The 19,172-nt window shown below is 72.7% G+C and carries 15 protein-coding genes; 7 read left to right on the top strand and 8 right to left on the bottom strand.

The features are described 5' to 3' along the window. Nucleotides 1–311: 311 nt before the first annotated feature. Together NQO67_RS21085 and NQO67_RS21080 are read right to left on the bottom strand one after the other, a co-directional pair. A complete protein-coding gene (locus tag NQO67_RS21085) occupies nt 312–2,507 on the bottom strand; it encodes an MFS transporter (RefSeq protein WP_255951643.1) in 2,196 nt (731 codons plus the stop codon). Between the two features lie 845 nt (nt 2,508–3,352). Further along, nucleotides 3,353–3,994 (bottom strand): response regulator, encoded by a 642-nt coding sequence (locus NQO67_RS21080; RefSeq protein WP_255951642.1) that lies wholly within the window; start codon nt 3,992–3,994, stop codon nt 3,353–3,355. Between the two features lie 229 nt (nt 3,995–4,223). On the opposite strand from NQO67_RS21080, the gene NQO67_RS21075 reads away from it, so the two are divergent. Together NQO67_RS21075 and NQO67_RS21070 are read left to right on the top strand one after the other, a co-directional pair. Further along, nucleotides 4,224–4,454 (top strand): hypothetical protein, encoded by a 231-nt coding sequence (locus NQO67_RS21075; protein ID WP_255951641.1) that lies wholly within the window; start codon nt 4,224–4,226, stop codon nt 4,452–4,454. Nucleotides 4,455–4,518: 64 nt separating this feature from the next. Further along, nucleotides 4,519–5,262, top strand: a complete 744-nt coding sequence (locus NQO67_RS21070; RefSeq protein WP_255951640.1) for a DUF1990 family protein — start codon at nt 4,519–4,521, stop codon at nt 5,260–5,262. Nucleotides 5,263–5,559: 297 nt separating this feature from the next. On the opposite strand, the gene NQO67_RS21065 is transcribed toward NQO67_RS21070, so the two are convergent. From NQO67_RS21065 to NQO67_RS21050, 4 genes are all read right to left on the bottom strand, one after another. Further along, nucleotides 5,560–6,345 (bottom strand): DUF1990 family protein, encoded by a 786-nt coding sequence (locus NQO67_RS21065; protein ID WP_255951639.1) that lies wholly within the window; start codon nt 6,343–6,345, stop codon nt 5,560–5,562. After that, nucleotides 6,342–7,739 (bottom strand): sensor histidine kinase, encoded by a 1,398-nt coding sequence (locus tag NQO67_RS21060; RefSeq protein WP_374119043.1) that lies wholly within the window; start codon nt 7,737–7,739, stop codon nt 6,342–6,344. The genes NQO67_RS21065 and NQO67_RS21060 overlap by 4 nt, the downstream gene beginning before the upstream one ends. Before the next feature lie 91 nt (nt 7,740–7,830). Continuing rightward, nucleotides 7,831–8,550 (bottom strand): ABC transporter permease, encoded by a 720-nt coding sequence (locus NQO67_RS21055; protein WP_255951637.1) that lies wholly within the window; start codon nt 8,548–8,550, stop codon nt 7,831–7,833. After that, on the bottom strand, nt 8,550–9,560 hold the full coding sequence (locus NQO67_RS21050; protein WP_255951661.1) for an ABC transporter ATP-binding protein: 1,011 nt from the start codon (nt 9,558–9,560) through the stop codon (nt 8,550–8,552). The genes NQO67_RS21055 and NQO67_RS21050 overlap by 1 nt, the downstream gene beginning before the upstream one ends. 638 nt (nt 9,561–10,198) lie before the next feature. On the opposite strand from NQO67_RS21050, the gene proP reads away from it, so the two are divergent. Together proP and NQO67_RS21040 are read left to right on the top strand one after the other, a co-directional pair. Then, the gene (gene proP / locus NQO67_RS21045) at nt 10,199–11,587 is read left to right on the top strand and encodes a glycine betaine/L-proline transporter ProP (protein ID WP_255951636.1); all 1,389 of its coding nucleotides are present in this window, start codon (nt 10,199–10,201) and stop codon (nt 11,585–11,587) included. Between the two features lie 255 nt (nt 11,588–11,842). Next, nucleotides 11,843–12,514 carry an O-methyltransferase gene (locus NQO67_RS21040; protein WP_255951635.1) on the top strand — a complete coding sequence of 224 codons (672 nt, stop codon included), beginning with the start codon at nt 11,843–11,845 and terminating at the stop codon, nt 12,512–12,514. A gap of 117 nt (nt 12,515–12,631) precedes the next feature. On the opposite strand, the gene NQO67_RS21035 is transcribed toward NQO67_RS21040, so the two are convergent. Then, on the bottom strand, nt 12,632–13,024 hold the full coding sequence (locus NQO67_RS21035; protein WP_255951634.1) for an FHA domain-containing protein: 393 nt from the start codon (nt 13,022–13,024) through the stop codon (nt 12,632–12,634). 254 nt (nt 13,025–13,278) lie between these two features. Here NQO67_RS21035 and NQO67_RS21030 point away from each other — a divergent pair, with 254 nt between their 5' ends. Beyond that, complete coding sequence (locus NQO67_RS21030) at nt 13,279–13,683, top strand: DnaJ family domain-containing protein (RefSeq protein WP_255951633.1); 405 nt, start codon at nt 13,279–13,281, stop codon at nt 13,681–13,683. Nucleotides 13,684–13,802: 119 nt separating this feature from the next. After that, nucleotides 13,803–14,429 carry a dihydrofolate reductase family protein gene (locus NQO67_RS21025; RefSeq protein ID WP_255951632.1) on the top strand — a complete coding sequence of 209 codons (627 nt, stop codon included), beginning with the start codon at nt 13,803–13,805 and terminating at the stop codon, nt 14,427–14,429. A gap of 81 nt (nt 14,430–14,510) precedes the next feature. On the opposite strand, the gene NQO67_RS21020 is transcribed toward NQO67_RS21025, so the two are convergent. Beyond that, nucleotides 14,511–16,781 carry an MFS transporter gene (locus NQO67_RS21020; RefSeq protein ID WP_255951631.1) on the bottom strand — a complete coding sequence of 757 codons (2,271 nt, stop codon included), beginning with the start codon at nt 16,779–16,781 and terminating at the stop codon, nt 14,511–14,513. A 755-nt stretch (nt 16,782–17,536) separates the two neighbouring features. On the opposite strand from NQO67_RS21020, the gene NQO67_RS21015 reads away from it, so the two are divergent. Then, nucleotides 17,537–19,045 carry a peptidoglycan-binding domain-containing protein gene (locus NQO67_RS21015; RefSeq protein WP_255951630.1) on the top strand — a complete coding sequence of 503 codons (1,509 nt, stop codon included), beginning with the start codon at nt 17,537–17,539 and terminating at the stop codon, nt 19,043–19,045. Nucleotides 19,046–19,172 lie beyond the last annotated feature (127 nt).

Below are 19,172 nucleotides of genomic sequence, written 5' to 3'. Positions count from 1 at the left end.
GGAGAAGACCGTGCATGCCAACCCCGGCAGCCACTTTCGAGTCCCGCCCTTCGAGATCGGCAGCTCTGTCCGGTTCTTTGCCCGGCACCTCGCCGGGCCGGCGCGGGGAATGCGTGATGTCACGAACCCCGCGAAGCAGACCGTGTGACGACCCTGCCCGACGACACCCGTACCTCGCGGCTGCGCAACAGTGGCCCTGGTCTCCCCTGTTCGGGGAGGCGAGGGCCACTGGCGGAGTGCGCACGTCCGCCGGAGAGCGCTGCGGAGGTGCGTCCGACCGGACGACGGGATGAGGCGCCCTCGTCGTGTGCTCAGCCGTCCGTGCCTGCCCGACCGCTGGTGGGATCGGTAGTGGCGGCCACGGTGCGGGGTGCCGGGACGATCGCCGGCAGGGAGATGGTCGCCTCGGTGCGGGCGCCGTTGCCGGGGTGGGTGGTGGCTGAGGCGTGGGGTGCGTGGCCCGCGGCCCTGGCGGCGAGGACGTAGCTGCCGCCGTGCGGCACGTCGAGCGCGTAGCGGCCGTGCGCGTCGGTCAGGGCGGCGCCCGCCTGGCGTCCGCGGCCGTCGATCAGCGTCACCTTCGCACGGGCCACCGGCGCCCCGACCGCGTCCAGCACCCGGCCGTGCAGCGCGCCTTCGGCACCGGCCGGCTCGGCGACCGGTGCCGTCACCTCGTCCGCGCGCACCGCAGGGGCCGCCGCCGGCACCGCCGTCGCCATGGCGGCAGGCGCCACCGAGCCGGACACCGCGGCGTCGAACGCCGGTTCGTCGAGCGTCAGCGCGCCGGGCGCGGGAGCGCCGAGCACCACTTTGTCGAGTGCCGGAGCGGTGTGCAGCGGTGCGTCGGACGTCTGGCCGTCCGCGCCCACTGCCACGAGTGCCGGTACGGGTGCGTCGGCCGACGGGAGGGTGTCCTCGGTGCCCGGGGCGATGCCGTCCTGCGAGCTGGCGCGCAGGTGTGGGTGCCGGGACGGCTGGCGCGCCGGCAGGCAGATCGCGAGGATCAGTCCGCCGGCGACCGCGGCGGTGGCGATCAGGAAGGCGGTCCGGAAGCCCTGCATCGTCGGCACCGCGACCCCGCCCATCGGCTGCGACGTGTTGGCCAGCACCATGCCGATGACGGCGCTGGAGACGGAGGTGCCGATGGACCGCATCAGGGTGTTGAGCCCGTTGGCCGCGCCGGTCTCCGAGGCGTCCACGGCACCGATGATCAGCGCGGGCAGCGAGGAGTAGGCGAGCCCGATGCCCGCACCCACGATCACCGAGATGACGATGGTCTGCCAGGCGGCGCTCATCAGCCCGAGCCCGGCGCCGTAGCCGATTCCGATGATCAGCATGCCGATGATCAGGGAGACCTTCGGTCCGTACTGGGCGGAGATCTTCGCGTAGAGGGGCGCGGTGAGCATCATCGTCAGCCCGAGCGGTGCGACGCACAGCCCGGCGCTCACCATCGACTGGCCGAGGCCGTAGCCGGTGGCGACGGGCAGCTGGAGGAGCTGGGGAAGGACCAGCGAGATGGCGTAGAAGGCGACGCCGATCATGATCGAGGCGAGGTTGGTGAGCAGCACGACACGGCGTGCGGTGGTGCGCAGGTCCACCAGCGGCGCGGCGAGGCGCAGCTCCATCAGCCCCCACAGCACCAGGACGGCGACACCGGCGCCGAAGAGCCCCAGCGTGGTCGGGGAGCCCCAGCCCCAGTCGGCGCCCTTGGTGATGGGCAGCAGCAGGAGGATGAGGCCGACGGACAGCCCGATCGCGCCGGCCAGGTCGAACCGCCCCGTGGCGCGCAGCTTCGACTCCGGCACCCGCAGCAGGGTCAGCAGGATCGCGAGCACGCCGAGGCCGGCGGCCGTGAAGAACAGTGCGTGCCAGTCGAGGTGCTGGGCGACCAGTGCGGCACCGGGCAGTGCGAGCCCACCGCCGACGCCGATCGATGAGCTCATCAGCGCCATCGCGCCACCGAGCCGGGCGGGCGGCAGTTCGTCACGCATCAGGCCTATGCCGAGCGGTATCGCGCCCATGGCGAAGCCCTGGAGCGCCCGGCCGACGATCATGATCACCAGGGAGCTGGTGAATCCGCAGATCAGCGAGCCGACGACCATCACGGCCAGGGATGCCAGCAGCATCCGCCGCTTGCCGTAGAGGTCGCCGAGGCGGCCCATGATCGGGGTGGAGACCGCGCCGGCGAGCAGGGTCGCGGTCATGACCCAGGTGGCGTTGCTCGCCGAGGTGTCGAGCAGGGTCGGCAGATCCTTGATGACCGGTACGAGCAGGGTCTGCATCACGGCGACCGTGATGCCCGCGAAGGCCAGGACGGGGACGAGGCCGCTGTTGCCGCCGCTGCCTGCGTTGCCACCGACGCGGCCGTGGCCGTCGCGGTGCCTCTCCGGGTCGTCCGGCAGGCCGGACGGCGGGGCGGCGGTCCCCGGGCGCCCGGGCGACACGACGGCGGTTGCCTGATCGCCCGGGCCCGCCGCTGAAGAGTGCTGGTCGGTCGGCTGGGTCATTGCGTGCGGCCTCCAAGAAGGCAGGATCGACTGCGGTGACGGTGGTGCTGAACGGCGTGCGGGTGTGACGCCCTGCGGCCACGGCGGCACCGCGGTGCCACGGCAGCGCGGGCGTGCGGCCACGGCGGCACCGCGGTGCCACGGCAGCGCGGGCGTGCGGGCACTGCGGTACCTGCGGCACTGCGGCGAACCGGGCGCGGCGTGCGCGCGGACCTGCGTGTGCGGTAGCGCCGCATGCCCGCACTTGCGGTACGTCCTCGGACCTGCGCTGCGGTATCGCCATGGAGCACGCATGCGGCCCCGCCGGGCTCGGAGGCCGGCGGAAAACCACACGCCCGCGCAAGCGGTACCGCTGGGCGCCGAAAGTCCTTACACGATCAGTTGATCACACAACTCATGGGTCGTACGTCAGCGCCCCCCAGGGGGCGTGCGGGCCTCGGCGTCCGGTACCGCCGCGCGGGGTGCACGGCGTCACGTGGAGGTAGAAGTCACTACGGAAGAACGATATTCCGATCATTGCCATATGATCGGGCAATCTTGACCTGCTCATTACCCTCTCACGCCCCCTCGGCCCGTTCACCCTTCCTGGCCCCTCACGCGAGAGGGCTTCCGCGGCGCTCCGCTCCGTCCGCGACGGGGTCCATCCTGCTTGAACGTTTTGTCATTCAGGTGTGCGATGAGGGGGCGGATGAACGCGGCCGAAGGCGCCCGGGAGCGCTGGTGGCGCACGGCACCGAACCGGGGCGCCCACCGGATCAGCCTCTACGGGGCTTCCGTGTACGGGAGTTACGCGTAGAGGACTTGGGCGTGGCGTAGTCGCGCATGGAGGAGTCGCGCGCAGGGCTTCACAGCCAGCCCTGCTGGCGGGCCTCCCGGACCGCCTCCATGCGGTTGCGGGTGCCGGTCTTGCCGATGGCCGACGAGAGGTAGTTCCGCACCGTCGACTCCGACAGGTGCAGCAGCGCGGCGACGTCCGCGACGGTCGCCCCGTCCGCCGACGCCTTGAGGACGTCGCACTCGCGGGCGGTCAGCGGGTTGGGTCCGGCGCTCAGTGCGGCGGCGGCGAGGACCGGGTCGACGACGGTCTCGCCCGCGAGCACCCGCCGTATCGCGGCCGCCAGCTCCTCCACCGGCCCGTCCTTGACGAGGAAGCCCGCGACACCCGCCTCCATGGCGCGCCGCAGATAGCCCGGTCGGCCGAACGTGGTCAGGATCAGCACCCGACAGTCGGGGCACTCCGTGCGCAGCGTCGCAGCGGCGTCCAGGCCGCTGCACCCGGGCAGCTCGATGTCCAGCAGAGCCACATCAGGACGCTGTTCGAGCGCGGCGGCCACGATCTCGTCGCCCCGGCCGACCTGTGCGACGACCTCCATGTCGTCCTCCAGGTCGAGCAGCAGGGCGAGCGCACCCCGCATCATCCCCTGGTCCTCGGCGAGCAGCACACGCGTGAGGTCGGTCGGCTGAGGGTCCCGGGGCAACTCGTTCACGGCGCAAGGGTACGGGGCAGCCGCGGGTGCCGTGCCTGCGCCGGGAGGCGTGCGGCTCGGTGGGCGAGCCTGCGCGTCCTGTGGTCAACTGTCGGGAGATGCGGCGGTTTGACCATCGGAGACCATCGGGGAAGACCGGGTCTTGTGTCCTCGTCCTCGTCCTCGTTCTCCGGTCCGAGCGTGCGGGCCGGTCGGGCGTGACCGCCGGTCGGGCGCGAGAGGAGCAGTGATGCGGAACGTCGGCGTGCCGGTGACGCGGATGCTGCACCGGGCCGGGCTGCGCAGCGGCCACATGCAGGTGGCGTCCCTGGCGTCGGTCGCCCTGTGCCTCGCCTTCTGGGCCCGCGCCAAGGGCTTCGACCAGGACGAACGCGGTAATGCCGAGCGCCGGGCGCTCTTCGTCGGCCTGTGGCCCCCGATGTTCTGGCTCATCGGGCAGTCCCTCACGGAGTGGGAATGACCGCCGGGCGTGCCCGGCGGTCCTGGTGTGCGCGGCGCGGGACGGTGCTCTGAGAGGGGGCTGTGTGCTGCGTGAGCGCCGGCTGTTCCGGCCGGAGGCCGCCGCCGCCCTGCGTGCGCTGGCGAACCGTGACGTCAACTACCGTCCGGTGGCCGAACCGGTACCGTCCTGGACCGCGCGCTGGTCCCTGGACGCGCTGCGCTGCACGGTCGGCCGCGAGCCGCCGGGCGAGCCCGTCGCGGGCGGCGCCTGGGAGATCGCCTGCCGCCTGGTGCGCGAGTACCAGTTCGCCGACCCGCGGATCGTCCGCACCCTGTACCGCCCTGGTGACCGGCTGCTCGGCCGCGACATGCTCCTCGAAGGACGCTTCCTGGGACTCCGCTTCGACCTCGGCGTGCGAGTGACGTCGGTGATCGACGAGACCCGGCGCCGCGGTGCTGCGGCCGAGCGGGTGTGGGGCTGGGGCTACCAGACCCTGGACGGTCACCTCGAGGAGGGGGAACTCCGCTACGAGGTCATCAAGCAGCTGGAGACCGGAACCGTCGAGTTCGTCATACAGGGCTATTCGCGGCGCGCCCCCATCGCCGATCCGATCGTCCGGTTCGGCTTCCACGCGTTCGGACGGCCGACCCAGCACCGCTTCTACCGGCTGGGCGGGCGGCGGCTGTACCGGATGGTCCAGGCGGAGCTGCGCGGCGTTCCCGCGCCGCCACCGGAGACGGTGCCGGGCGGGGAGGGGCTGGTGGTGGCCCCGAGCCCGTGGAGCGAGCGCGCTGAACTCGGCGTTGAGCGGCGCTCTCGGGCGTGATCTGGTGCTCTCGGGCATGAGTGTCGCTCTCGGGCATGAGCGCCACTCTCGTTTGGGATTCGGCCCGCTCTCAGACATGAGCATCGCTCTCGTATGAGATCGAAGCTCTCGTACATGAGCGCCACTCACACATGCAAGCACCGCTCCCAGACACGAGCACGGCTCCCGGGCATGAGCACCGCTCCCAGACACGAGCACGGCTCCCGGGCATGAGCGTCGCTCTCAGACACGAGCGCCACTCTCACATCGGGGACGGAGACGTGACCCACAGGAGGTGCGCCCCGGGCAAGCGCAGTCTCAGCAACCCGGAACACCGCCGCAGACCTCCTCGGGGACGGCCCGGGTGTCGATGGTGACCCCGTCTCGGACCCGTCCGCCGGCGATCCGGGCGGCCTTCAGGCAGAAGTGCACCCACATGTTGAGCTGCATCTCCTTGGCCATCCGCAGCCTGCTGTACAGCAGGTCAGCCCACCGGTCGCCGCCCCGGGACCACGCCTCGACCTCGAAGCGCAGGGTGCCGTCGTCCGCGGGCGCGGAACGGAACTCGATCTGCCCGGCCTCCAGGTGGCCCCGCAACGTGGCGAAGCGCAGGGAGGTCGGGTCGCGGTGCACCACACGTACCGGGCCGTCCCAAGGGCCGGGCATCTGCACCCGGTACTCGTCCCGCACCTGCGCGATCCCGGCGGTCCCGACCGTCTTGTGGAACCGGGCGGCGGAGGACGGTGCCGCCCGGTTGAAGTCGGCTACGACGGCGTCCATCAGTTCCGGCGCGGTCAGGTCGGCGTCCTCGATGCGCACGGAGAACCGGCGGTGGAACATGGGGCCGGAGCCGTCCGCCAGGAACTGGCTGCACGCATCCGTCAGGTCGGGCGGGATCCGTGGCGGCAGATCACGGCTGTCGCCCTCGGCCTCGCTGCGGTGCAGCGCCGTGACCCGCCACAGATAGCGCCACGTCACCAGCGCCATCCCGGCGGGAAAACGGAGCACGGTCCCCATGCGCCGCCTCGCCGGCGGGCGCTGCGGGCGCTGCGGGCGCCGCGAACGCTGCGAACGCAGCGGCTGCACGGAGTGCGGTGTGCTCACTTTTTCAGCATGACACCGCCGGCGCCGTCCCGCCCGGCCGTGCCGGCGGCGGACGCCGACTGTGCCGGCACCGATGAGCCGGCCGCGGATCGTGATGCGGCCCGGGACACGGACGCCGCCGCCCCCGCCCCCGCCCCCGCATCCGCAGTGTCAGCGGCACCGTCGGCGGATTCCACCGGCAGCTCGGCCGTCACCAGGAAGCCGCCGGCTGCGGCCGGGCCCGCCACCAGGGAGCCGCCCGCCGCGGCGAGCCGCTCCGTGAGGCCCTTCAGACCGGTACCGCCGATCGCGCGCACCGCCGCCCCGACCACCCCTCCCCCGTTGTCCCCACCGGCCGACTCGCCCCCGTGGCCCGCCCCGTCCCCGCCCCCGCCCGCGCCCTTGCCGTTGTCGGCGATCTGGAGCCGGACGCGTTCCGTGTCGCCGGTCACGGTGATCACGCAGCGGTCGGCGGCGCTGTAGCGGACCGCGTTCGTCACCGCCTCGCGCACCACCCAGCCGAGCAACGCCTCGTACTGTGCCGTGAGCGGCGGCCCCGACCGGTGGACGGCGGGCTCGATGTCCGCGGCCCGTAGCGCGGAGCAGGCCCGGTCGAGCTCGGTGCTGAGGCTGCCCTCGCGGTAGCCGGTGACGGCCTCGCGGATCTCGGTGAGCGCCTGGCGGCCGACGGATTCGATGTCGGCGAGCTGCCCGAGCGCCGCGTCGAGGTTGCGCGACGCGATCCGGCGGGCCGCCTCCGACTTGACCACGATCACGGAGAGCGTGTGGCCCAGCAGGTCGTGCAGGTCACGGGAGAACCGCAGCCGCTCCCGTTCCACCGCCGTGCGGGCCAGCTCCTCGCGGGTGGCCCGCAGTTCCTTGACCGTTTCGTGCAGGGCCAGGATCGCCGCGGTCACCATGCCCGAGATGAACGTCCCGTAGGCGATGCCCACCGCGTCCCAGCCCTCCTTGGCGCCGGCCGTCAGCCCCGCGAGCGTGGTGAGCCCCATCATGACGTAGCCGAGGCTGCGCCCGCGCAGGACCGCGCCGATGGCCAGCCCGAGCAGCGGGTAGAACATCAGCCAGCTGCCGCCGTAGCCGACCGCGAGCCCGCACGTGACCAGGCCCATGGCCACCAGCAGCCAGCGGGTGGACGGCGCCTGGCGCCGCTCCTTGTGGAAGGCCCGGGTGACCACCGTGATGTAGAGGGAGTTGAAGGCCAGCAGGCCCACGCCACCGATCCAGGGGTTGGGGGTCTCGCCCTGGATCAGGTTGGAGACCGACCCCATGCCCATCAGCAGCCACGGCAGCAGGGTGACCGCGTTCGGGCCGCGCATCTGCGCCTCCGCCTTCTGCCCCGGTGCACGGCGCTGCCACCACTGCCAACCGCCCGTCGCCAGATCCGGCGCGTCCATGCAGCCGGTGGCCTCGGTGCCGTTCTTCCTGGCCATGGTCGGTTCTCCAGTCGTTGAGCGGGGCTCGGTGGGGACGTGGCGGGGGGGTGGGTCACACGGTGCGGGCCGAGGCGCGGTAGGCCAGCACAGCGTACGAGCCGAAGGCCAGCAGCCACACGGCCAGAACGGCGACGGTGGCCAGGGCGGGCGGACCGCCGTCCGCTGCCGACTGGGCGAGCCGGGCGAACCGGTTCGTCGGCGTGTACGAGGACACCGCGCGCAGCCAGCCGGGGAACGCCTCCGTCGGGAACCAGAGGCCGCCCAGGACGGAGAGACCCAGGTTGCAGACGAGGTTCACCACGCCCGTGGTCTGGGCGGTCAGACGGTAGCCGTTGCCGATGCCGAGCAGGGTGAACGGGAAGGCACCGAGCCAGAGCAGCACGGTCACCGCCCCCCACTGCCACAGCTCGAGGCGTACGCCGTTGAGGAGACCGCCCGCCACGAGGACGGCGACGATCGCGGGCAACACGATCACCGAACCGGTCAGTGCCCGCCCGATCACCACGCTGCGGGGCACCATCGGCGTGGCCCTGAGCTGCCGCAGCCAGCCGATCGACTTGTCCTCGGCGACCCCGGTGCCGGTGCTCAGCGCCGCTCCGAGCGCCCCGTAAGCGGCCATGCCGATCATCGACGCGGTCTTCCACGCGTTGTCGACGTCGTCGCCGATGTTGGTGAACAGCAGGTACATCATGACCGGCAGGCCGATGCCGAAGATCACGAAGGCGGGTTCGCGGAGCGTTCTGCGCACTTCGAGGACGACGTAGTCGCGCATCAGACCGTCTCCTTCGTGGGGTCGACGGCGCCCGTCTCCGGGTCGGCATCGAGGGCTGCGGGGTGCTCGCGGCCCGAGGGGGCTGCGGGGGTCGTGGGAGCTGTGGCGGCTGCGGGGTCCTCGGCTGGTGCCGTGCTGTCGGCTGCGGTCGAGGTCAGCGCCAGGAAGGCGCTCTCCAGCGAGGCGGCGGTGACCTCCAGGCCGCGTATCGCGCCGCGGGCGGCCAGTGCGACCACCGTTGCGTCCGAGTCCGTGCAGCGCAGCCGGGCCCGGTCGCCGTGCACCTCGGCGGAGGCGACACCGGGCAGCGCGGCCAGCTCCGCAGCGGGGAATCCGGCGAGGTCGAACGTGACCACGTTGCCGCCGGCGGCCCTCTTCAGCTGGTCGGCGGTGCCGTCGGCGACGATGCGGCCGTGGTCGATGACGACGATCCGGTCGGCGTTGGCGTCGGCCTCGTCCAGGTAGTGGGTGGAGAACAGCACGGTGTGGCCGCGCTCCGCGTAGTCGCGCATGGACGCCCAGAAGGCCCGCCGTGCCGCCACGTCCAGGGCGGCCGTCGGCTCGTCGAGCACGATCAGCGCGGGGTTCCCGGCTAGTGCCACGGCGAACCTGACCCGCTGGACCTGCCCGCCCGACAGCCGGTCCACGCGCCGCCCGGCGAGGTCGCCGATGCCGGCGAGCCGCAGCGCCTCCTCGACCGGCATGGGCGCCGGGTACCGACGTCCCACGAAGCCGACCAGTTCGCGCACCGTGACGCGGGACACCGCACGCCCCTCCTGGAGCATCGCCCCGACCAGGCCGGCCTGCACGGCGCGCACCGGTTCCCGTCCGAAGAGGCGGACGGTGCCCGCGTCGGGCTCGTTCAGGCCGAGCAGCAGCGAGACGCTGGTGGACTTGCCCGCGCCGTTGCGGCCCAGCAGCGCGACGGTCTCGCCGCGCGCGATCTCCAGGTCGATTCCGTCCACGGCGCGCACCGCGCCGAACGTCTTGACCGCCCCGGCGAAGGACACGGCGTGCGCTGCGGCCGCCCGCTCCCCCGCGTGGTCCTCCGCGCGTCCCCCCGCGGCAGCCCCTGATGGTGTTGTCATGGCTCGACTGTAGAAACGGTGCGGGCCGGCCTGGAAGGCGCACATGTACGGATTCTCGTAGGACAAATGTCCTGGGTGCCGGCCCGTGCGCCGGCCAGGGTGCGCTCCCCGGCGACACACGGGCCGGGGTAACGGTGTGCGAGACGGCGGTGACGGTACGGTGCCGTGGTGACCGACGGTGATGACCGTAGGGGCCCGACGGCGGCACGGAAGCGTCGTGACCGCAGCGAGATGGATCACAGCCGGCCGCGCCGCCGGTTCGCGAGATCCACAGCGTCTGCACAGGTCAGCAGGGGCATAAGCGCATGCAGCCAGGCCCCGAGCACCATCCGTAATGCCCTCTTGGCCCGTATGGTCGTTATAAGGCTGCTCGGGTTCGGGTGGCCTTCGCCATGGCGTCAGCGTCGCCGTCCGTGGCGGCCGTGCCGTGCGAGCGCGCGGTGCCCTGATGTCGCCGCTTCGGCGTGCGACACCGGTGTGCCGCGGTGAAGGCCCCGGCACTGTCGTTGTCGTCGACCGAAAGGCAGGCGGGCAGACCCTTGGCTCATGCCATCAGCGCCATGTCCCCCCATTCTCCCGCTCCCTCCCCCCGTATCGCCGTACACGATGTCACCGTGACCGATCCCGCGCTGGTCAGGCGCGCGGTCAAGGCGGCCGCGCTCGGCAACGCGATGGAGTGGTTCGACTTCGGTGTCTACAGCTACATCGCGGTGACGCTGGGCAAGGTCTTCTTCCCGTCCAGCAGCCCGACGGCGCAGCTGCTGTCCACCTTCGGTGCGTTCGCCGCGGCCTTCCTGGTCCGCCCGGTCGGCGGCATGGTCTTCGGGCCGCTCGGTGACCGCATCGGACGCCAGCGCGTGCTCGCCATCACCATGATCATGATGGCCATCGGCACCTTCGCGATCGGCCTCATCCCGTCGTACCAGGTACTCGGCATGGGCGCCCCGGCGCTGCTGCTGCTCGCCCGGCTGGTGCAGGGCTTCTCGACGGGCGGTGAGTACGCGGGCGCGTCCACGTTCATCGCCGAGTACGCCCCGGACCGCCGGCGCGGCTTCCTCGGCAGCTGGCTGGAGTTCGGCACGCTCGCCGGGTACATCGGCGGCGCCGGCCTGGTCACCGCCCTGACGGCACTGCTGTCCGACGCGGACCTGGTCGGCTGGGGCTGGCGGATTCCGTTCCTGGTCGCAGGCCCGATCGGCATCGTCGGTCTGTATCTGCGGATGCGCCTGGAGGAGACGCCGGCGTTCGCTGCCGAGGTGAAGAAGGCCGAGCAGCGCCGCCCCAAGGTGCGGCTGCGCGAGATGATCACGGGTCAGTGGAAGGCGATGTTGCTCTGCATCGGCCTGGTGCTCGTCTTCAACGTCGCGGACTACATGCTGCTGTCGTACATGCCGAGCTACCTCACCAGCCAGCTGAAGTACGACGCGACCAGCGGTCTGCTGGTGGTGCTCGGCGTGATGGCGCTGATGATGGTCGTCCAGCCCTTCATGGGGGCGCTCACCGACCGCGTCGGGCGCCGCCCGGTGATCGCCGCCGGTTGCGTGGGCTTCCTCGTGCTGTCCATTCCGGCGCTGCTGCTGATCCGGCAGGGCGGCCTGCTCGCGATCGGGCTCGGCATGGGCGCGCTCGGCCTGCTGCTGGTCTGCTTCACCGCGTCGATGCCGGCCACGCTGCCCGCGCTGTTCCCCACCCGGGTGCGCTACGGCTCGCTCTCCATCGGCTTCAACGTCTCCGTGTCGCTGTTCGGCGGGACCACGCCGCTGGCGGTGACCGCGCTGATCGGCGTCACCGGCAACGTGATGATGCCCGCCTACTACCTGATGGCGGCGGCCGTCGTCGGCGGCATCGCGGTCTGGTTCATGACCGAGTCCGCCCGCCGCCCGCTGCCCGGGTCGGCCCCCGCGGTGGGCACCGAACGCGAGGCCGGGGAGCTGCGCGCCGCGGCCTGACGCGCTTTTCAAAGGCTCGGTTCGGCGCCCTTTCCAAAGGCTCGGTTCGCCTCCGGGCGCCTCAGCCGGTGTCCGGGTCCACCCCGTGCTCGACCCTCCTTCGTCGGGCGCTCCGCGCGGGGCGGACCCGGACACCGGCGCGCCCTTCGGCTCACTCGCCGCCTGCCGTTACCGGCGGGCGTGAGGGGCGTCGTCCGCGTTAGACTCGGCGCACGAAGTACTTAGGGTGTCTAAGTAGATGGGCGAAGCACACGCATGAGCGATCAGCAGCTGTGGAACGACGTCGACGACTACTTCTCCTCCCAGCTCATCCCGGCCGATGACGCGCTCGACGCCGCCCTGCGGGACAGCGACGCAGCAGGCCTGCCGCACATCGCCGTCGCCCCCAACCAGGGCAAACTCCTGCACCTGCTGGCCGTGACCCAAGGCGCACGCCGCATCCTGGAGATCGGCACGCTCGGCGGCTACAGCACCATCTGGCTGGCCCGCGCGCTCCCGGCCGACGGCCGCCTCATCACGCTGGAGTACGAGCCGCGGCATGCCGAGGTGGCACGCGGCAACCTGGCCCGGGCCGGCCTCGACAAGATCACCGAGGTGCGGACGGGCCCCGCGCTGGACTCGCTCGCCCAGCTGGCCGACGAGGGCGTGGAGCCGTTCGACCTCGTCTTCATCGACGCCGACAAGCCGAACAACCCGCACTATCTGGACTGGGCGCTACGGCTGACCCGCCCGGGCAGCCTGATCATCGGCGACAACGTGGTCCGGTCCGGCGCGGTCGCCGACCCGCACAGCGACAACCCGACCGTCCAGGGCATCCAGCGCTTCCTCGAGCTCATGGGCGAGCACCCGAAACTCGACGCCACGGCCGTGCAGACCGTCGGGGCCAAGGGCCACGACGGCTTCTCGCTGGCCCGGGTGCTGCCCTGACCGCCCCGGGCCGGGCGGCGTCCTGAGGGTGCGGCGGCAGCCTGCGCCGAGGAGACCGGGCGGGTCGAGGGCGGCCGCCGGGCAGGCCTCGGCCGTCGGGCAGGCCTCGGCCGTCGCTCAGGGCTCGTGGTAGAAGCCGACGTTCACCGTGCGGGCCCCGACGCGGTCATGGATGACCACCTCGCCGGTGCCGCCCGCCGGTATGGTCCAGGACCCGCCGTACGGCATGGGCACGCTGGCCCCGTCCGCGACCACCTGGACGTCGGACGACGGCTCGGCCTGCGAGCCACGCAGCCAGGTGACCGTCCAGCGGCCGTCGGGTCCGCAGCGGAACTCCAGGTGGACGCGCGAGACGAAGAGCCAGCCCTCGGGCGGCGACAGCCGGCAGACGTTCCGGTCCCGGCCCACGCACAGCACCGCGCCGGGCTCGCTCGGCGCATCGGCCATCAGCATGCCCGCTGTCGCGCCCGACTCCGCCTCGGACACCGAGGCCATGGTGAGCTCCAGCACGTGTGCTCCTTATGTTTCGTTGTCTCGTCGTTTTCGTAGTTCGACGCGTTATCGCGCCGCCGAATGATAGGTCGCCGGCCCGCGCCCGCGCCCCCCGAACAGGCCTTCCCGCGCGAGCGTGACACACCCCACAGCGACAGGCCGGCCGCCCACGGTGACGGGAGACCGCCGGCTACGGGAACGGGGGCGGGTGCGCCGGCTCCCCGGCACGACAGAGCCTCCCCCGGCACGCCGCTCCCTGGAACAATGGACGCATGACGGAGCGCAAACCCCCGCGGCTCAGCTTCGAGTCATGGGTCGACCGACAGATCCGCGAAGCAGAGGAACGCGGCGACTTCGCCCGCCTGGCAGGCGCGGGCAAGCCGCTGCCCAGCGACGTGGACACCGGCTACGACGAGTTGTGGTGGATCAAGCGGAAGATGGCCCAGGAGGGCCTGTCCGCCCTGCCTCCGACGCTGGTCCTGCGCAAGGAGGCCGAGGACGCCCTCGCCGCCGCCCATGCCGCACCGACCGAGGCCGCGGCCCGTCGCATCATCACGGCCGTGAACGAACGGATCCGCGAGGCCATGCTCAAACCGCTGCCCGGCCCGCCGTTGGGCCGCAAGCCGTACGACGTCGAGGCCGTGGCCCGCGAGTGGCGCGCCCGGCACAGCGCCTGACGACGGCCCGGACCTCCGGCACGCCAGTATCCGCATCGACTCCAGTACAGGTACAGGTACAGGTACCGGAGTCAGCGTCGGCACTCGGTATCGGCCACCACGTGAGGGAAGTTGCAGCAATGGATCGTTTGATCGCGGACATCTCCATGTCGCTCGACGGCTATGTCACCGGGCCGGACGTGGGCCCCCTGCACCCGCTGGGCGTGGGCGGCGAGCAGCTGCACCAGTGGCTCTACGACCTGGCCGGCTGGCGGCGCGCGCACGGCCTGACCGGCGGCGACGAGGGCCCCGAGTCCGACAGCCTGGAGGAAGCCTTCCAGCAGGCCGGCGCGTACGTGATGGGCCACGGCATGTACCTGTCGGGCAGCGGTCCGTGGGGGGACACGCCACCGTTCCGCAAGCCGGTGTTCGTGCTCACGCACACCGCGAAGGAGCCGGACGTGCGCAGCGGCACCACGTTCACGTTCGTCACCGACGGTCTGGACGGCGCGCTCGCACGGGCCCGGGAGGCGGCGGAGAACGGCGACGTGGCGCTGGCGGGCGGCGCCCAGATCATCCAGCAGGCGGTGGTGGCCGGGGTGTTGGACGAGCTGCGACTGCACATCGTCCCGGTGCTGCTCGGCAGCGGCACCCGCCTCTTCAGCCGGATCGGTCACGAGCACATCGCCTGGCAGACCAGCCGCGTGAACGGCGCCTCCGGCGTCGTCCACCTGACCCTGCACCCCCCGAAGCGGGACTCGGCGTAGCCGGCCGCCGAGCCACCGGCACCTGGCAGGCGGGTGCGCCGGAGCGCTGGTACGCCGGGGCGCCGGAGCGCACCCGGGCGCTCACACCACCGACCGGCGCTCAGCGCCCGTGGGCATCGCGTCCCTGGGCCACTCCGCGTCCGATCCGCACATCTCGGCGCTCAGCTCGCGCACCAGCGGCCCCAGCTCGGTCGGCCGTTCCTTGCCCCACCAGTCCCCCAGCAGCTCGGCCAGGCACGCCTCACGGGCCTCGGCCAGCCGCAGCGCCACCTCCCGGCCGTGCGGCGTGAGCACCATCGGCATGCCCTTGCGGGTCGCAAGGCCGCGCCCCTCGATCTGCCGGGCCGCCGCGGTGATCGCCGGCAGCGGCACCGCATGGTGCTCGGGAAGGATCGCCGGGTCCACCGGCCCGTAGTGGTGGATGCGCAGCAGCAGCCAGCCCGACGCGGGCAGCAGGTCGCCGTAGCCCGCGTCCGTGGTGATCCGCCGGTAGATCTCGCGCCGGCCCTCGCGGGTGCCCAGCAGCGACAGCGACCGGACCGTCTCGTCGTAGGAGGAGCGCTGCACGGGGTTGCTGGCCAGCGTCTCGGTGGCGTCGGGTGCCGTCACGGTGTGCCGCAGCCGCTCCTCGTGCAGGAACCAGGCGAGGACGAAGGCGAGCAGCGCGACCGGGGCGGCGTAGAGGAAGACGTCGGTGATCGCGGTCGCGTAGGCGTGCAGCACGGGCGGGCGCAGCGCCGGCGGGAGCCGGGTGACGGCGCGCGGGTCGGCCTCGAGCGTGCCCGCGCTCAGGCCCGGCGGCAGCGTGCGCCCCGCGAGCGCCGAGGCCAGTTCGGAGCCGAGCCGGCTCGCGAAGAGGGCGCCGAAGACGGCGACGCCGAAGGACGCCCCGATGGAGCGGAAGAAGGTGGCGCCGGAGGTGGCGGCGCCCAGGTCCTCGTAGGAGACGGCGTTCTGCACGATCAGCACCAGCACCTGCATGACCAGGCCGAGGCCGAGGCCGAAGACGAAGAAGTAGACGCTGGTCAGCGCCGTGCCGGTGGACTCGTCGAGCTGGTGCAGGAGCAGCAGTCCGGCGGCGGTGACGCCGGTGCCGGCGACGGGGAAGACCTTCCAGCGCCCGGTGCGGCTGACGATCTGCCCGGAGACCGTGGACGACAGCAGCAGCCCGAACACCATCGGCAGCATGTGCACGCCCGACAGGGTCGGCGAGACGCCCCGTACCACCTGGAGGAACGTCGGCAGGTACGTCATCGCGCCGAACATCGCGAAGCCGATGACGAAGCTGATCACGGCGGCCAGGGTGAAGGTGCGCATTCGGAACAGCTTCAGTGGCAGCACCGGTTCGGCGGCCCGCCGCTCCACCGCCACGAACGCCGCCAGCAGCACCACGGCGGCCACCGCAAGAACGATGATCTGTGCGGAGCCCCAGGCCCACGTGGTGCCGCCGAGCGAGGCGAGCAGTACCAGGCAGGTGGCGACGGCGGCGATCAGGACGATGCCGGGATAGTCGACGGTGGGGCGCCTGACCCGGACGGGCAGATGCAGCATGGTGGCGATGACGGCGAGCGCGACGGCGCCGAAGGGCAGGTTGACGTAGAAGACCCAGCGCCAGCTGAGGTGCTGGGTGAACACCCCGCCGAGCAGGGGCCCGAGCACGCTGGTGGCGCCGAAGACGGCCCCGAAGAGGCCCTGGTAGCGGCCGCGTTCACGGGGTGGGACCAGGTCGCCCACGATCGCCATGGACAACACGATCAGCCCGCCGCCGCCCAGCCCCTGCACCGCACGGAACGTGATCAGCTCCGCCATGCTCTGGGCCACCCCGCACAGCGCGGAACCGATCAGGAAGATCAGGATCGCCAGCTGGTAGAGCCGTTTGCGGCCGTACTGGTCGCCGAGCTTGCCCCACAGCGGTGTGGCCGCGGTGGCCGCCAGCAGGTAGGCGGTCACCACCCAGGCGAGGTGGTCCAGGCCGCCGAGATCGCTGACGATGGTCGGCAGCGCGGTCGCCACGATGGTCTGGTCGAGCGCCGCGAGCAGGAGCCCCAGCAGCAGCGCGCTGATGGACGCGAGCAACTCGGTGCGGACCGGCCCGTGTCCCGGCTCCCTGGGCCGCTCCTCATGGCTGAGACCCGGCTCCCGCCCGGGCTCCCAGGGACCTTCGGCGGCGGAGACGGAGGTGTCACCGGCACCGGGTGGTGGGGCGCTCCGGCGGAACGAGGGCGCGTCGACACGGGTGGATCCGCCCGGCGCGCGCTCTGCATCGGGGACGCCCGGTGCACCCGGCGTACCCGAGACGCCGCGCCCCGCCTCGTCCCGGCGCCGGGGCACGCCGTCCTCGTCCTGAGCCATGGGTGCCACCTCCACCTCCTGAGGGCCCGGCGTGTCGCGGTCCCGCTCCCCGGGGCCCGCCGGCCCGGACCGCAAGCACGCTTCTTGCCTGAGTAACCCTTTGGCGGGCGGTGACTCCTCGCGCCTGTGCCGCATCGGCGCACCGGCTGACTGCCGAGGTCAGCGCGGAGTACGGCCGCCGCAGGCGGGCTCGCAAGGCCATGCGGGACAGGCCTCAGGAACCCCGTGCGAACCGTCCGAATCCTTGGTTACGGGCCGTCCCGACGGGATTACCACGGGGAGTACTACCGCCTATGCGGCCGGAGTTACGAGACCGTAGCCGCTACTCTCTGCATAATCTCTCGGGGCAGGTTTCAGGAGAGGGCCACATGGAGACCGGACAGCAGTGCCCGAAATGCGGCACGGAACGGACCCCCACGGGCACACTGGCGTGCTCATGTACCCGCCGACCGGCGAACCCGCCCTTCGGCATCCCCGGTCTCGAGTCGCGCGGCACGAGACCGCACACGACCGAGGACCGCGGCACGGGGGCACACAGGGAGCCGCACGGCGCGGACGTCCACGCGGACGTCACCGGCGCGGGCGCACGCGGCGGGCACGCGCCGGCTACGTCACGCGCGGCTGTTTCCGCCGTCGCAACCCGTACGCCTGGCGCATCGAGCGCCTCCGGCCGGGCGTCGGGCGTCTCCGTCACGTCCGCCTCGGTGGACGGTTCCGCCGCCCCGACCGACGCCACGAGATCTGGCATATCCGACGTGCTCGACACCTCCGACGCGTCGAACGACACGTCCGGCACGGCGGGCGCCACCGGCGCGCCGAACGAACGGGGCGGCTCGGGTGGCTCCGGCCGACGCGACTGGTTCGAAGCCAGGTCCGACCACCGGCAGGGCTCCGGCGCCTCCGGTGGGGCGGATGCCGATGCCCCGGACGACGACCGGCCGGACGCGGGTGGGCCGAGCAGGCCGAGCCGGCCGGGCGGGCCGGGCAGCTTCGAGGCGTCCGGTGAACCGGATGGCTCGGCCGGTGACACGGACGAGTTCGAGCCCCTCCATCTACGCCCCTACGTGTCCCTCCACGAGGCCGAGGCCCACGCGGAGCCGTCGCCGGGCCCGGACCCGTCGGCGTACGAATCCGGCGGGCTGCTGGGCCCGGACGGGCCGCTCAGCTGGAGCATCGACGACATCTGGGGACCTGACGAGTCCGCGGGGAAGAACGCGCACGACGACTCCCAGGACCCGTCCGGCGCCGGCGCGGACAGCACGTCCACCCCGGCGGGCCAGGGCGGGGCCGACGACGCCGGGACCGCCCCGTCGTCCGAGGCGGCACGGCCGACGGGGCCCGAGGCCGGGTCACGCCCCACCGCGCCCGAGGCCGCTGTGCCCAGCCCGGGCGGTGCGCACACCCGTCCCTTCGACCGGTTCGCGTTCGGCGCCGACGGCGGCGGCGAGGGCCTCAGCGCCCCCGCCAGGACCGGCGGGACCGGCGGAACCGACGAGACCGAGGCCATCAGCGGACTCGTGGGCCCGAGGGACGTGACGTTCACGCACGACGCGGAGGGCTACGACGACACGGCCGACGCCACCGACGCCGACACCGCCGACGCCGACGCCGACGCGAGGTCGAACCGGGCAGCCGCCGACGCTGACCCCCCGGAGGACGACCTCGAGACCTACGAGGAGTCGACGGCGCCACGCAGGCGACGGTTGGCCCTGCTGGTGGGTGCCGGGGTCGCGGTCGTCGCCGTGGTGACCCTGGCGGTCGGCGGCGTCTTCTCGCAGGACGAGCCGTCCCATGACGACGCCCTGCCCGGGACCGACGTCGGGACCAGCGCACCCGCCCAAGGGGAGGCGGCACCGTCGGAATCCGCCCCCGGCGACCGGGCACCGGCCACACCCGGAGCCCCCGCCGCCTCGGCCAACAGAACCGCGTCGGCGTCGCCCTCCGGCACCCCCAGCCACTCGGCGCCCCCGGCGGCCGAGGCCCCCACGGCCGGCGCCACCGGCACCGTGCAGCCGGCGCCCCCGGACGGCCCGGCCGGCCCGCCGGTGCTGCGCGTCGGCGACCAGGGCGCCGAGGTCAAGGAACTCCAGCTGCGGCTGCGGCAACTGCTGCTCTACCTGGGCTCGGCTGACGGGGTCTACGACTCCGGCATCGAGGACGTCATCAGCGGCTACCAACGCAACCGCGACATCAAGGGCGACGAGAAGGGCGTCTACGGCCCGGCGACCCGTCACCAGCTGGAGTCGGAGACGCGGGAGCCGTAGGCACGGGGCGTAGGGACCCGGGAGGCGTAGGTGCTGGGGGCGTAGGGACCCGGGAGGCGTGGGCGCTGGGGGCGCGTGAACCGTAAGGGCGCGCGCCGGGACGTCCTGCCGGCAGTGCGGAACGTCA

Source organism: Streptomyces odontomachi (assembly GCF_024435355.1).
Taxonomy (GTDB): Bacteria; Actinomycetota; Actinomycetes; order Streptomycetales; family Streptomycetaceae; genus Streptomyces; species Streptomyces odontomachi.
This window is presented reverse-complemented; position numbering and strand designations above follow the sequence as displayed.